This is a genomic window from Halosegnis sp. (genome assembly GCF_042216475.1).
In the GTDB taxonomy this organism is placed as follows: domain Archaea; phylum Halobacteriota; class Halobacteria; order Halobacteriales; family Haloarculaceae; genus Halosegnis.
Genome location: NZ_JBDGTV010000004.1, coordinates 1 through 14282, shown reverse-complemented (window position 1 = coordinate 14282; position 14282 = coordinate 1). Strand labels below are relative to the sequence as shown.

Genomic DNA, 14282 nt, shown 5'->3' with positions numbered 1-14282 from the left:
ACTACCGCCCCACCGCTACGGTAACGGCGTCGTCGAACCGTTCCTTCTCGCGGGCGAGTTCGTGCTCGCGGCCGCCGGCGATGGCCGAGGCCTCGGCGATGCCCGGCCAGCCGATGAGTTCCTTCGAGCGCGAGGGCGAAGGGCCTTCGAACCCCTCGAGAGTCTCCTTCTCGAAGAGAACGACACCAGCGTCGATGCGCTGGGCAGCCTCGTAGAGCCCCTCCTCGCCCTCCTTGCGGGTTCCGGTGGCGACGAACTCCACGTCCTCGAACCCTAAATCGAGGTCGGCGAGCGCCCGCTCCCAGGCGTCGAGCACCTGCTCCGCGTCGACGCCCGAGACGGTTCCCGTACCGAGGACGACCCCGTCGGTGTTCCGCTTGAGGACGGTGACGTCGTCGCCCACGAGGACGGCCCGCGGCCCGTCAAGCCGGGCGACCGGCCCGAGTTCGTCGTCGAGGACGGCGAGGTTCGTCGCCACCGTCGAGTCGCCGTTGACGACGTGCGTATCCAGCGCCTTCGCCTTGCTCTCGACGCCCTGCTTGCCCGCCGCCTCCGAGGCGGTGGTCATCGCCGGGACGGCGCCCATCCCCGCGAGATCGTTCGCCACCTGATTGGCGCCGTGGTGACCGCCAGTAATGGGGATGGCCCACGTGAGTTCCTCGTCGACGACAACGATAGCGGGATCGTCCCACTTGTCGTCGAGTAGCGGCGCCGTCTTGCGCATCGCGATGCCCGAAGCCATCAGGCCGACGAAACAGTCGTACTCGCCCCAGTGGTCGGCGAACACGTCGCCGTGATACTCGATGATGTCGACCGTCTCGTAGCCGTCACCGATGCCCGCCTCGATGTCGTGGGCGGTGTCCATCTTCCGCCCGAAGCTGATGATTGCGATCTCCTCGGCCACCTCGCCGTCCGAATCCGGCGTCGAACAGTGACCGCTCGATTCCTCGCCGTCCGTGTCCGTATTGATGTCTGTGTCAGTGCTCATCAGTCGTCAGCCTCGCTTTCCGTCTCGTCTGCGCCGCGGTTCGCCCAGCCGTCGTACAGGTACGACCGCTCGTAGCCCACCTTCCGGGCCGCGTCGCCCAGGAGGACTAACGCAGAGGCGCGGTACCCCGCCGACTCCACCTTCGGGCCGATGGTGCTGATCGTCCCCTCGATGATGTCCTCGTCCGGCCACGAGGCATGATAGACGACTGCGACAGGCGTGTCGGGGTCGTGCCCGGCCTCTACGAGCCGGTCCATCGTCTCCGCGACGGCGTGGGTACCCAGGTAGATACAGGTCGTTACGTCGCCCATCTCGAGGAACTCGCCGATGTGGTCTTCTTCCGGCGAGAGGGTCTTCCCCTGCGGCCGGGTGAAGGCGACATGATTGGCGACGCCGTTGAGCGTCAGTTGCGTGCGGAGCGTGGCGCTCGCCGCGAACGCCGCCGTCACGCCGGGGACGATGTAGGTGGGGACGCCCTCGTGTTCGAGCGCATCCATCTGCTCAAGTGCGGCCCCATAGACCGCGGGGTCACCGCTGTGGAGCCGGACGACCGTCCGCCCGGCCTCGTAGGCGTCCCGCATCAACGGTACCAACTCCTCGAGATCCTTGCCGATGCTCGTCACCTGTTCGGCGTCGGCGGCGTACTCGTCCAGCAGTTCGCTGTTGACCAGCGAGCCGGCGTGAACGACCAGGTCGGCCTCCTCGACGAGGGTACGCCCCGTCACCGTCAATAGCCCGGGATCACCGGGACCCGCGCCGATGAACGGGATACCCTCGCCGTCGCCGGCGGTATAGTCACCGACGCGACTGTCCCGCTCTTGGGCCGTCTCGGCGTCGATGGCCGTCTGCGGGTCCGTCATCGTCCCCCCTCCGGCAGGGCATCCCCACAGGACTCAGCGGTCGCCCGCTCCTCCACGACGATGCCACCGTCAGACTCAACGCGTCCACCGTCGATGGCGTCGAAGGCGGCCGTCGCTGGCTCGTCGCCGAGATCGCCTCGCTCGGCGTACGCCAGCGTGTAGTAGTCTCGGTCGGCGAGTTCCTCGGGGTCGTCGGTGACTACCGTCTCGCCGTCCTCCATATAGAGTCGACGGCCGAACCAGACATCGTATCCGGCCTCTGTCAGCCCCGCGTGGGTAGCCGGGGCGTCTGTCACCTTGAACAGCACCAGCCGGTCGGGGCCAGTCGGGGCCGCGCCGTTGGCGGCCTCGTGGAGCGTCAGGCTCGAGCCCGCGGTTATCTCGACGCCGAGCGCGGTCGTGAACGCCGTGACCGCACTGACGCCCGGCACCGTCTCGACAGCTACGTCCGGATGGAACGCCGCGAGCGTCCGGCGCAGGTGGCCAAACGTCGAGTAGACGTTCGGGTCGCCGAGCGTGACGAACGCTGCGGTGCCCTCGCGGGCTTGGGGAGCAATTTCAGCGGCGGCGGCCTTCCAGGCCCGCCGCAACTTCGCCTCGTCGCGGGTCATCGGGAAGTCGAGGTCGCCGATGCGCGACTCGGGAACATGGGTAGTCGCGACAGCCCGCGAGAGCCGGCCGGGGGTATACACCACGTCCGCGTCAGCGAGTACGTCACGGCCACGGACAGTGAGCAGGTCCGGGTCGCCTGGGCCAAGACCGACACCGTACAGCGTCACGGCACACCTCCGTCGGCCGCGACATCGGGCGTAGCGCTGCCGATCAGCATGTACACCGGATTCTCCGAGTCAAAGCTCGTCGCGCCCGCGAGTTCGTACCCGTGGCTCACTTGGAACTGCACCACTTCATCGAGGAGATCCCGCTCACGGAACGCCTCGGTAGCGGCACCGGCAACCTCTAGCCGGGAGACGTTCATTACAACCCGGTCGACACCCTCGTCGACCGCGTACTCGAGGACGGCCTCGTAGTTACGCGAGCCGCCGAGGAAGACGGCGTCGGGATTCTCGGGGAGCCCCTCGGGCGCCTCCGCCGCCCGGAGGTCGATCTTGGCGTCGTGGTCGTTCGCCGCGAGGTTCCGTTCGGTGACGGAAAGCCGCTCGGGCTTGCGCTCGAGCGCGGTGACCTGCCCGGCGCGTCGGGCCGCCTCCACCGTGACCGCACCGGTGCAGGAGCCGACCTCGACGAAGTGATCCGTCGGGCCGAGGCCGAGTTTGCCGAGCAGCACCGACCGCACCTCCGGCTTCGTCGGCCCCGCCTTGGCGTCGTGTGGGAGCGCTACGCGTGCCATACGAACCACAAGCCCCGTTGGACGTAAAACAATTGTGCTTGTATTAGGACAACTGTCGTTGTGAGCCGGGCACAGAGCGGCGGTAGCGCGCCGGTCGACCGGCTGTGAACACAAAGCTACTTGAATTACGCGCCACAACGACCGCTATGTCCGAGGAGTCGCGGGAGGACATCGGCGTCCTCCGGAGCAAGCGCAACGCGACCCGCTACCAGATACTCGTCGAGGTGGCGGACCGACAGCCGGCCGTCAGCCAGCAGGAGATCGCCGACGCCATCGGCGTCACCGCTCAGGCGGTCAGCGAGTATCTCCGCGAACTCGTCGAACAGGGGTACGTCGAGAAACACGGCCGAGGCCGCTACGAGGTGACCAAGGAGGGGGTCGACTGGCTCATCACACAGACAGACGCACTGCGCGGGCTCATCGACCACGTCTCGGAGGATATCGTCGGACAGGTCGATATCGACACGGCGCTTGCGACGACCGACATCGCCGAGGGGGATGCAGTCACGCTCACCATGCAGGACGGCATCCTTCGGGCACGAGCCGGTAAGACGGGAGAGGCCACCGCCGTCGCCGTCACAGACGCCGCCGCCGGCGAGGACGTCGGCGTCACCAACTTCGAAGGCGTGCTCGACTACGAATTAGGGACGGTGACTGTCGTCTCCGTGCCGCGGGTGCGCGACGGTGGCAGCCGCGCCGTCGACCGCGACCGAATACAGGAGCTGCTCACCGATCACGATCTGCTCGCGACGGCCGGCACAGAGGCGTACGCCGCTGCGAGCGACCTCGACCGTACGCCAGAGATTCGGTTTGGCACCCGGAATGCGGTGCGCGAGGCCGCCACCAAGGGACTGGACGTGCTGCTGCTCGCGGTCGCCTCGGAGCTGTCAGCACACACCGACGAGCTCCGGGAGAACAACATCAGCTACGAGGTACTCGACGCCGGCTGACTACTGCCGGGCCTCGAGAAACTCGTGAATCTCGGCCATCACTTTCCGCTCGGCCCGATTGAGATGTTCCCACGCCGTCGTCCGCGAGACGCCGACCGCCTCGCCGACGTCTTCTATCGACGTGTCTCGGTTCGATTCATAGTAACCCATCTCGACGGCAGTGGTGAGCACCTCCGTCTGGCGGGCCGTCAGCTCCCGGGCTAAGCTCGTCAGATCCAGCTGGTCCGGGGCGTGGATGTCACTCAGCTCCACGTCCCGTCGTAGCTCCGTCTCGTTGCCCCCTTCTTCGAGGTGGTCGACCACCGCAGCGAGGTCGTCATCGGCGTCCAGATACAGCGTCCACCGCTCCCAGCCCCGCTTGATGACGGTGCCGCTGCGGTACAACACCCCAAGCTCGGAGAGTCGCTCGGCGATGCTGTCCCACTGGGTCGCGTCGAAGGTAAGCGCCGCGAACACCCGGTCGCGGTCAAGCGGACTGAGTGGCTCTACCTTATGTACCGGGTCAGCGGCGCTGAACTCCTCGATGAACCCCGTGATCTCCTCGGGCGGCCCCGACAGCTCGATAATTCGCTTGCGGCTCGCCGCACGGCCGGTCAGCGACGAGCGCGAGCGCAGTGTCACCTCCGGATACGCCGCGCTGATGTCGCTCTCCGGCTCGCCGTGATGGCGGACGAGCAGCACTACTTCGCGCATGTGCGCAAGATGTGCGTGCCACACCAAATATATTCGGTGGAAACGTTAGGGGCGTTGCTATACGTTCACAGGGTATGTCTGGCGAAGACGCGGACGCCGAACTGACACCCGAGGCACTGAGCGGTCCGGTCATCGACCGCCGCACCACGCTGACGCTGCTGAGCGGCACCGCGATGGCCGGTCTCGCCGGCTGTTCCGGCGGTACCTCCGGGGGCGACGAAACGGCCGCGGACGACGGCGGTGACAGCGACGACGGCGACGACGCCACCGAGACGTCGAGTGGGCCGTCGACCGGCGGCCGGCTGACGGCCGGCTGGTTCACCGGCTCCATCGACACGCTCGACCCGCCGTACATCAGCGTCGGCCAGTACTTCCAGGTCACCGCCAACGTGTTCAACGGCCTGGTGACGCTGAAGGAGGACCTCACGGTGCGGGGTGACCTCGCCAAGGACTGGGAGGTGACCAACGAGGGAGCGACCATCGAGTTCGACCTCCGCGAGGGTGTCACGTTCCACAACGGCGCCGAGTTCACCGCCGAAGACGTCGAGTACACCATCCGGCGCACTATCGAGGAGGAGACGCCTGCGGCGTCGAAGCTGGGATCGCTGAAGCCCCTCGACGAGGATGGTCTCGTCGTCAACGGCGACTACTCGGTGACACTCAACTTCGAAGAGCCACTGGCACCGGCACTCATCTACCTCACTCGCGGTCCGGGCCGTGCAGCCACCATCGTCTCGAAACAGGCCATCGAAGAGATGGGCCAAGAGCAGTACGCCATCGAACCGGTCGGCACTGGTCCGTTCGAGGTGGCCAGCCACGAGGTCGGCTCCGAGCTGAAGCTGGACGCCTACGACGACTACTTCGCCACCGACGAAAACGGCAACCAGTTGCCGTATCTCGACGGCGTCGACATCCAGCCGATTCCGGAGGCGTCGACGCTCGTCAGCGCACTCCGCGGCGGTGACATCGACTTCGCGAACCTCGTTCCACTCCAGAGTCTGAGCCAAATCGAACAGGCCGATGGCGTCTCGCTCGACCAGGCGCCTGGTGTCAACTGGTACGGGCTCGCGATGAACGAGCAGAACGATATCTTCTCCTCCCGTGAGGCCCGGCTCGGTATCGCCAAGAGCATCGACAACGAGGCGTTCGTCGAGACAGCCTACTTCGGCAATGCCCTGCCGGACACCGGACCAATCAACAAAGCGACCAACTGGGTCTGGCGCGAGGACAAGCCGACTGCACAGGACTACGCCCCCGAGGAGGGCAAGCAGCTCATCGAGGAGGCAGGCATCGACGGTGCCAGCTTCTCCATCCTCGTCGCGCAGGGGAACACCCGTGCGGCGAAAGCGATGCGTCAGCAGCTCAACGCCGCCGGCTTCGATGTCGACCTCGAGCAGGTCACCTCCTCCACCTACTGGGACCGCTACGCGAAGCTGGACTACGATGTCACCATCTCCGGCTCTGTCGGTGACCCGGACCCGGACCAGTCGCTGTGGAACTTCTACCGCAAGCCCGACGAGGGCGGCGTCTGGAACTGGGTCGACTTCAGCGACGACGAGGTCCACAACCTGCTGGCTGAGCAGCGTCGCCAGCTCGACCGCGAGCAGCGCAAAGAGACCCTCCAGGCGCTCGAAGACCGGCTCATCGAACAGGTCCCCCACGCGTATCTCGTCCACCAGAACGACATCGCGGCCGTCGCCGACAACGTGAGCGGGTTCACCCACATCCCGTTCATGCGGGACTTCTCCACGATGTCCATCGACGGGTAGGCGAGGATGCGTCGCTACATCGCGAAGCGCGTCGCACACGCCGTGTTCATCATGTGGCTCGTCGCCACGACGGTCTTCTTTGGGCTGCGCGCCATCCCAGGTGGCCCTGTGCGGACGATGCTCGGCCAAGAAGCGACGCCCGAAGCGCGGCAGGCGCTGCGCGAACAGCTCGGGCTCAACCAGCCGCTGTACGTCCAGTACGCCGAGTGGATGGTCGACTTGGTGACGCTCGATCTGGGTCGGTCGATCACGACCAGCGAGACGGTCGGGAGTGCCGTCGGTGCAGCTGCCCCCCGGACGCTCTCGATCGCGCTGGTAGCCGTCGTCGTCGGGCTCGGCATCGCGATTCCTGCAGGCGTCATTTCGGCGACGAACAAGCGCGAGCCCATCGACTACGTCGCCACCGTCGCAGCCTTCCTCGGGCTGTCGATGCCGGCGTTCTTCGTCGGTATCCTGCTGGCGCTGGTGTTTGGCGTCTGGTTCAACATACTGCCCGTCTTCGGCTACACGCCGCTCGCGGAGGGGACCATTCCGTGGCTGAAGAGTATCATCCTCCCAGGAATCGCCGTCGGCCTGCCGTACAGCGCCGTCGTGATGCGGATGATGCGCTCGTCGCTGCTGGAGGTGCTCGATGAGCCGTACATGAAGACGGCGCTTGCGAAAGGCGTCGGCTCGCGGGTCCGACTCTACAAACACGCCCTTCAGAACGCACTCATTCCCGTTGTGACCGTCGCTGGCATCCAGCTCGCGCTGGTGCTGGTCGGCAGCGTCACGGTCGAAATCGTCTTCGGCATCCAGGGGTTAGGTCGACTCCTCGTGGATTCGATGCTCGACCGCAACTACCCGGTGACCCAGGTGGTCATCCTCGTCGTGGCTGCCGTCCTCGTGTTCACGAACCTCATCGTGGACCTCGCGTACACAGCTATCGACCCGCGTATCCGCTACGGAGGTGACGAGGGATGAGCACGGACTTCGGGGAGCGACGCGGCGAGTTCGGCCCCGGCGAGATGCCCGAAGAGTACCGCGAGCCGGAGGTCGACGAGGAGTACCGTGGGCTGCGCGGTCGGCTTGTCGACGGCATCCTCGGCGATAAACTGGCGCTCGTGGGCGCACTGGTCGTCGTGCTGTTCGTGGTAACGGCGGCGTTCGCGCCTATCATCGCCCCGCACGGCCAAGAGGAGAAGTTCGGCTTCATGAAAGAGCCCGGGCAGTCGTCAGTCGGTGACTTTGACGGCGACGGCGAGACCGAACGGGTGTTCCACCCACTCGGGACCGACTCGTTCGGCCACGACATCCTTTCACGGCTCATCTACGGCGCCCGCGTGTCGCTGCTCGTGGCGCTAGCGACGCTGGCCGTCTCGCTGAGCATCGGGACCGCTATCGGTGTGCTTGCGGGCTACTACGGCGGGCTCATCGATAGCCTGTTGATGCGGTACGTCGACTTCCAGTGGGCATTCCCGGAGCTTATCCTCGGCGTCGGTATCATCGCCATCTCCGGGGGCTTGGGGGTGACGAACGTCGTCATTGCCATCGGAATCGCCTATATCGATGACTTCGCACGGCTCGTGCGCGGAGAAATTCTCTCTATCCGCGAAGAGGAGTACATCACCGCTGCGCGTGCCATCGGGATGAACGACGCCCGCATCATGGGCCGAGAGATGCTCCCGAACGCCGTCGCGCCCATCATCGTGCAGGCGACGCTGATGATTCCGCTGGCCATCCTCGCAGAGGCTGGCCTGTCGTTCCTCGGGCTGGGTGTGAAGCCGACCACACCGACCTGGGGGCTCCTGCTCTCGCAGGGACGGGACTTCATCAGCCGGGCGTGGTGGATCAGCGTCATGCCCGGACTCGCGATCATGGTGACCGTCCTCGCGTTCAATATGTTCGGCGACGGGCTCCGAGACGCATTCGACATCAGCGAAGGGGAGGTGGACGAACGGTGACGCTACTCGAGGTCGAGGGACTCCGCACGGAGTTTCCCACGTCTCGCGGTGTCGTCACCGCCGTTGATGACGTCGACCTGTCCATCGAGTCTGGCGAGATTGTAGGCCTGGTCGGCGAATCCGGCTCCGGCAAGAGCGTGTTCGCGGAGTCAGTGATGGGCATCGTCGAGTCGCCCGGCCGTATCACCGACGGCGACATCCGGCTCCACGGCGAGTCGCTACTCGACGAGGGGCGCCGTGAGGCGGTCCGAGGCAGCGAGCTGTCGATGATCTTCCAGGACCCGATGAACAGCCTGAATCCGACGCTGCCGGTCGGCGAACAGATCGCCGAAACCATCCGGCTCCACCAAGACGTCGGCGAATCGATCTCGCTGTCGGCCGAACTCAAGCGGAAACTGTTCGGCGCCGCCAAGAACAGCGAGGCGTGGCGCCGTGCCGTCGAGATGCTCGAGGCCGTCGAAATCCCCGACCCCGCGGGACGGGCGACTGACTATCCCCACGAGTTCTCCGGCGGGATGCGCCAGCGGGCGATGATTGCGATGGCGCTGTCCTGTGAGCCGGACCTGCTCATCGCCGACGAGCCGACCACCGCACTGGACGTGACGGTGCAGGCCCAGATTCTCGACGAACTGGCAGGCCTAAAGGAGGCGTTCGACACCTCCATTCTGCTCATCACGCACGATCTCGCGGTCGTCGCGGAGACCTGCGACCGGGTGAACGTGATGTACGCCGGCGAAATCATCGAGCGGGGGCCTGTCGAAGAGTTGTTCGCCAACCCGCAGCACCCGTACACGCAGGGGCTGCTGGCCAGCACACCCCGGCTCGACGCCGACGCGGACGTGCGTCCCATCGAGGGGAGCGTGCCCGACCTCATCGACATCCCGTACGCGTGTCACTTCGCGCCGCGGTGTCCCGAGTCCGACCGTGAGTGTTTCGAGGTGGCTCCCGATTTCCGGTCGGTTGGCGCAGGAGACCACGAAGCGGCGTGTCTGAAGCGCGGAGAGAACCCCGAACTATCGACGGGGCCCGCGGAGGTGTCGGATGACTGACGCACTACTGGAGGCGGAGGGGCTGAAAAAGCACTTCGACCTCTCGAGTGGCGTCCTCGACCGGGTGCTCGGCGACGCCGGCGTCGTCCGGGCCGTCGACGGCGTCGACCTGCGCGTGGAGGCCGGCGAGACGCTGGCCGTCGTCGGTGAATCCGGCTGCGGAAAGTCGACGCTCGGCCGCACGCTGATGAAGCTCGACGAGCCGACGGCCGGCACTGTGCGGTTCGACGGCGAGGACATCACCGACCTGTCGGATCGCGAGATGCGGGCGTATCGCCGGCGACTCCAGATGGTGTTCCAGGACCCGCTCGCCTCACTCAATCCCCGCCAGACGGTCGGCAGCATCGTCACCGCGCCAATGGAGGTCCACGGCATCGGCGATGACAAGGCAGACCGCCGCGCACGGGCCGAGGAGCTGCTCGAGCGGGTCGGCCTCGAGGCGGGCCACATGGACCGTCACCCCGGCCAGTTCTCCGGTGGTCAGCAACAGCGGGTCGCGCTCGCGCGGGCACTGTCGCTGGAGCCGGACCTGCTCGTGGCCGACGAACCGGTGAGTGCGCTGGACGTGAGCGTGCAGGCCCAGATTCTGGACCTGCTGGATGAACTCCAGGCAGAGTTCGGCCTCTCGCTGCTGCTCGTCTCACACGACCTGAGTGTCGTCCGGCAGATTGCCGACCGCGTGGCGGTGATGTATCTCGGCGAGATTGTCGAGACGGCACCCGTCGAGGAACTGTTCCGCGACCCACAACATCCGTACACGCAGTCGCTGCTATCGGCGGTGCCGCGAATCGACCCCGCGGCCCGAACCGACCGGGTCGTCCTCGAGGGGACAGTCCCATCCCCGAGCGACCCACCCGACGGCTGTCGGTTCCATACCCGGTGTCCGGCAATCATCCCGCCCGACGACTGGCAGGGGACCCAGCCGGCGTTCCGGCGAGCGTTCACCTTCCGGAGCCGCATCATCAACGAGGAGGTCGACCCCGAGGCAGTCGCAGCGCGGCTAGAGGCCGAGGGAGAGCCGACCGACGACGAGCGAGTCGCCGAGCGGCTCGCCGAGGACGCCCTCCCGGACGGGCCGGCGCTCCCGGCGGCGGCCCGCGAGACGGTTGAGGAGGCAGCCGCCCGCTTCGCGAGCGGCAACCACGAGTCGGCAGCCGCGCTCGTCAGAGAGGCCTTCCCGTCGCCGTGTGTCGACGAGACGCCGGCGCTGACAGAGACGGGCGACCGGACGGCCGCCTGTCACCGTGTCACGCCCGACCGCGAGCACGAGGCGCCGTCGGTGGGCGGCGGCATTGCTGGCGACGACTGACTACGGGACTGCGTTTCGAGTGGAAGGCGAGGGGGTCAGAGCCCGAACACGGGAACGAACCGGAAAGTGAGATAGGCGCCGACGGTGGCGATTGCGGGCACGACGTTCTGCATCACGACGACCCGAGCGGTGGTGGCTGGGTTGAACAGGTCCGCCGCACGCGGGATATCCTCGGGATCCTCCTCACCGATTGGGGGGAGCTGTTCGCCCTCCTCGTCGGCCGCCAGCGCGTCAACGCTGACCGGCGGCGACTCTGCGGAGCCGACGGCCTCGGGGATGGTCACCGGCCGGGTGGCACGGCCCCACCCCAGTCCGACGATGGACATCGTCGCGATGATGACGAAGCTGGCGGGGATACCCAGCGCCGACAGGAAGACGACGAGCGTGGAACTCACAGAGGCGACGACGATAGCCGCCGTCAGCGGTAGTTCGGTGATGTCGCTGCCCATCGTCTCCAGCGTCCGGCGGGCGATAGTGAACGCTCCGATGGTGACAGCGATACCGCCGAAGATGATGGCTGGGTTCATCGCCAGTTCGCCGCTACCCACGAGCGGCGCGACGGCGTTGGCGATGTTGGAGGTGCCGGAACTGAACGCCATCAGACAGCCGATAGCGACGACGGTGATCGTTCCCGCCAGTTCCCGGCGGTTGGTGGTCTCGTGGACCCGAACAGACGGGATGAGTCCCGAACGATCCACGTCGAGTAGCGGGCCCGTCGAGCGCTCCATCGCGACCAGCCGATTGAGTCGCGCATAAAAGTAGCGACCGATGACCAGCGACACCCAGAAGCCGATGATAGGCGAGACGACCCACCAGGTGGCGATTTCGCCCATGACGGCGAGGTCGAGGACGCCACCAGCCAGCCCCAGGCCGGCAATAGCACCGACAGCGGTCATCGACGTCGAGGCGGGGACGCCGAAGACGTTGCCCAACAGGAGCGCAACGCCGATGAAGAACAGCACGGCGATGGACGTCTCGAGGGTAAACACGCCGGTGTCAACGACGAGTTCCGTCCCGAGCTTCGTCACGACGTTCCGCCCGATAGTCCACGCGCCAGCAAAGAAGAACACCCCCATCAGCGCCGCTGCGCCTGTCTTCGAGATGGCACCCGCGCCGACGGCCGGGCCGAAGGCCGGCCCCGTCGTCGAGCCACCGATATTGTACGCGACGAACATCGCAACGAGCACGCCGACGACCAACAGCAGTTCGACCATCAGGCCGCCTCCTGCGCGTCCTCGTCTGTGTCCTCGTCGTCGGCCCGCTCGGCCTCTTGCTCCTCGAGTTTCTCCTCAACTGTCTCATCGACCGTCTCCTCCACCGTTTCGGAGACCTTCTCCTCAACTGTCTCGTCGACTGTCTCTTCAACCGTCTCTGAGACTTTCTCTTCCACCGTCTCGTCGACCGTCTGCTCGACAGTCTCCTCGACCGTCTCGCTGACCGTCTCTTCGACTGTCTCCTCGACTGTTTCTTCGACTGTCTCCTCGACCGTCTCTTCGACTGTCTCCTCGACTGTTTCTTCGACTGTCTCCTCGACCGTCTGTTCGACTGTCTGTTCCACGGTCTCGCCGACAGTCTTGTCGACCGTTTCCTCGACTGTCTCGCTGACCGTCTCGTCGACTGTCTCGTCGACCGTCTTGCCGACTGTCTGTTCGACCGTTTCTTCGACTGTCTCCTCGACGGACTCGGTTACCTTCTGTTCGACCGTCTCGTCGACTGTTTCCTCCACCGTCTCTCGGACAGCGGTGGTCATCCAGTCGGGATCGAAGCGGGCCATCTTCCAGACGACGTGGATAACGTACGAGATGAGGACCCCAAAGCCGAACGCGAGACCGATGGCGTTGCCGGCGACGAGAATGAGTCCGACGGCGACGGCTATCAGAAGCCCATACGTCAGGTCGACGATAGAGTCGACCTGGCTCGGATTCACGGTCCACCCGGCCGGCCGGTTCGGGGCGGCCGGTGCTGGCTGCGGCATGTCAGAGAAAGCATCTACTAGGAGAGAAGCGATGTCTGGTGAAGTACCTTGGCAAACGCGGTCCGCGTCGGTGATCGAGCCGTTCTAACAACCTACGAGGGCGAGTTCCCCGACCCACTGGGGTCGGGGGTGAAGCCCGACACTCGGCCTAGTGTTCAGTCTTCTCGATATACCGTTCAACCACTTCCTCCGATACTGCCCCTGTAGTCCCCACGTAGTACCCGATCTTCCAGAATCCGCCGCCCCAGAAATACGACTCCCGAATCTCGGGGTACTGTTCCAGCAAGTGCTTACCCGAGTACGACTTGAATTGCCGAGCGATGTTCGCTGGACTGTGCTTCGGGTCTGTTTGCACGAACAGGTGTACGTGGTCGTCTGCAATCTCCAACGCCAGAATCTCGTGCCCGAAGTGGTCAGCAGTCTCACTAAACAACTCCCGCACATCGTCTTCAACCACGTTGAGAACCGGGTGGCGGTACTTGGGGCACCAGACGAAGTGATACTTGCAGGAACTAACCGAATGTGCATGACTGCGGTACCCCTCCATCCCTAATCCCTACATTTATGACAGTCTGGAACGGCTGTCAAAGTATGGGTGAAGAAGTCACGAAAACCATTCAGACCCGACTTCACATAGCGTCTGGTGAACGGTCGTGGCTTCACGACGCCCGCCTCACATCACGCGAGATATTCAACGACACCATCCGCCTCAAACAGCAAGGGTACACTCGCACCAAGATACAGAACGAGGTTGACCGCGACGACTTCTTACGGAACAACAAGTGCGCGGTCGTCGGCAAAGCCCTCCAAACATGGGACTCGTACCAGTCACTCAAAGAGTGGTGGGAGAATCAAGACGACCCTGATGGCGGCAAGCCGACGCCGCCGAGTACGGACAAATCTGGTGCGTACCCGCTCGTGATGGCGCACACGGAAGGCTACCGCCTCACCGTGGACGACGACACAGACCGCGTCCAGTTCCGCATCAGCCCAAAACCCTACAAGAAGGTAACAGGCCACTTGCGTGGTAAACCAGATGCGATGGACGAACTTCGAGACGCCATCACGTCGGATGAGGTGGATGTGGGGCAGGCCGAACTCCTGTACCGCGATGGCGTGTACTACCTACACGTCACGGTCACACGCGAGTTCGACGTGCCCGACCCCGACACCAGCGACACGCTCGTCGGTGTGGACATCAACGAGCGCAACATCGCTCTCACCGCCCTCGACCGCGAGACGATGTGGACGAAGGGCACACTCGTCCTCGACTACGGACGAGTCAAACAGGAACGCCAACGCTACCACACCATCACCACGCGCTGTCAGGAACACGGTAAGACAAGCATCCACCGGAAACTCGATGACAAAGAGGAACGATTCACCGAGTGGGTGTTG

Annotated in this window: 14 protein-coding genes and 1 pseudogene; 7 read left to right on the top strand and 8 right to left on the bottom strand. The window is 65.2% G+C overall.

Features of this window, described 5'->3' with window-relative positions; all coding sequences use genetic code 11:
• Window position 1: 1 nt before the first annotated feature.
• The 4 genes from cbiG to cbiT are packed head-to-tail and all read right to left on the bottom strand — an operon-like array spanning window position 2 to window position 3196.
• Window positions 2-988, bottom strand: coding sequence for a cobalt-precorrin 5A hydrolase (cbiG, locus tag ABEJ63_RS01630; protein ID WP_375794598.1), 987 nt, complete (start codon window positions 986-988; stop codon window positions 2-4).
• Complete coding sequence (locus ABEJ63_RS01625; protein ID WP_375794597.1) at window positions 988-1848, bottom strand: cobalt-precorrin-4/precorrin-4 C(11)-methyltransferase; 861 nt, start codon at window positions 1846-1848, stop codon at window positions 988-990. The genes cbiG and ABEJ63_RS01625 overlap by 1 nt, the downstream gene beginning before the upstream one ends.
• Window positions 1845-2627 carry a cobalt-factor II C(20)-methyltransferase gene (locus ABEJ63_RS01620; protein ID WP_375794596.1) on the bottom strand — a complete coding sequence of 261 codons (783 nt, stop codon included), beginning with the start codon at window positions 2625-2627 and terminating at the stop codon, window positions 1845-1847. Before ABEJ63_RS01620 ends, ABEJ63_RS01625 begins: the two co-directional genes overlap by 4 nt.
• Window positions 2624-3196, bottom strand: coding sequence for a precorrin-6Y C5,15-methyltransferase (decarboxylating) subunit CbiT (gene cbiT / locus ABEJ63_RS01615; RefSeq protein ID WP_375794595.1), 573 nt, complete (start codon window positions 3194-3196; stop codon window positions 2624-2626). The genes ABEJ63_RS01620 and cbiT overlap by 4 nt, the downstream gene beginning before the upstream one ends.
• Before the next feature lie 146 nt (window positions 3197-3342).
• Between cbiT and ABEJ63_RS01610 the strand changes: the two genes are divergently transcribed.
• Entirely contained in the window at window positions 3343-4146 is an 804-nt protein-coding gene (locus ABEJ63_RS01610; protein WP_375794594.1) for a MarR family transcriptional regulator, read from the top strand.
• Here the strand turns inward: ABEJ63_RS01610 and ABEJ63_RS01605 are convergent, their stop codons facing one another.
• Window positions 4147-4839, bottom strand: coding sequence for a helix-turn-helix domain-containing protein (locus tag ABEJ63_RS01605; RefSeq protein WP_375794593.1), 693 nt, complete (start codon window positions 4837-4839; stop codon window positions 4147-4149).
• Window positions 4840-4913: 74 nt separating this feature from the next.
• Here ABEJ63_RS01605 and ABEJ63_RS01600 point away from each other — a divergent pair, with 74 nt between their 5' ends.
• Genes ABEJ63_RS01600 through ABEJ63_RS01580 form a run of 5 tightly spaced genes read left to right on the top strand, consistent with a single transcriptional unit; the run spans window position 4914 to window position 10909 of the window.
• The gene (locus ABEJ63_RS01600) at window positions 4914-6608 is read left to right on the top strand and encodes an ABC transporter substrate-binding protein (protein WP_375794592.1); all 1695 of its coding nucleotides are present in this window, start codon (window positions 4914-4916) and stop codon (window positions 6606-6608) included.
• A gap of 6 nt (window positions 6609-6614) precedes the next feature.
• A complete protein-coding gene (locus tag ABEJ63_RS01595; protein ID WP_375794591.1) occupies window positions 6615-7571 on the top strand; it encodes an ABC transporter permease in 957 nt (318 codons plus the stop codon).
• The gene (locus tag ABEJ63_RS01590; RefSeq protein ID WP_375794590.1) at window positions 7568-8551 is read left to right on the top strand and encodes an ABC transporter permease; all 984 of its coding nucleotides are present in this window, start codon (window positions 7568-7570) and stop codon (window positions 8549-8551) included. The genes ABEJ63_RS01595 and ABEJ63_RS01590 overlap by 4 nt, the downstream gene beginning before the upstream one ends.
• A complete protein-coding gene (locus tag ABEJ63_RS01585; protein WP_375794589.1) occupies window positions 8548-9600 on the top strand; it encodes an ABC transporter ATP-binding protein in 1053 nt (350 codons plus the stop codon). Before ABEJ63_RS01590 ends, ABEJ63_RS01585 begins: the two co-directional genes overlap by 4 nt.
• Window positions 9593-10909: an ABC transporter ATP-binding protein gene (locus ABEJ63_RS01580; protein WP_375794588.1), complete on the top strand. Its 1317-nt coding sequence runs from the start codon at window positions 9593-9595 to the stop codon at window positions 10907-10909. The genes ABEJ63_RS01585 and ABEJ63_RS01580 overlap by 8 nt, the downstream gene beginning before the upstream one ends.
• Window positions 10910-10944: 35 nt before the next feature.
• Here the strand turns inward: ABEJ63_RS01580 and ABEJ63_RS01575 are convergent, their stop codons facing one another.
• From ABEJ63_RS01575 to tnpA, 3 genes are all read right to left on the bottom strand, one after another.
• Window positions 10945-12123 carry an anion permease gene (locus ABEJ63_RS01575; RefSeq protein ID WP_375794587.1) on the bottom strand — a complete coding sequence of 393 codons (1179 nt, stop codon included), beginning with the start codon at window positions 12121-12123 and terminating at the stop codon, window positions 10945-10947.
• A complete protein-coding gene (locus ABEJ63_RS01570) occupies window positions 12123-12836 on the bottom strand; it encodes a hypothetical protein (protein WP_375794586.1) in 714 nt (237 codons plus the stop codon). Before ABEJ63_RS01570 ends, ABEJ63_RS01575 begins: the two co-directional genes overlap by 1 nt.
• Before the next feature lie 196 nt (window positions 12837-13032).
• Window positions 13033-13431, bottom strand: a complete 399-nt coding sequence (tnpA, locus tag ABEJ63_RS01565) for an IS200/IS605 family transposase (RefSeq protein WP_375794585.1) — start codon at window positions 13429-13431, stop codon at window positions 13033-13035.
• Window positions 13432-13475: 44 nt separating this feature from the next.
• Here tnpA and ABEJ63_RS01560 point away from each other — a divergent pair.
• Window positions 13476-14282, top strand: a pseudogene (locus ABEJ63_RS01560) (RNA-guided endonuclease TnpB family protein); the annotation flags it as partial.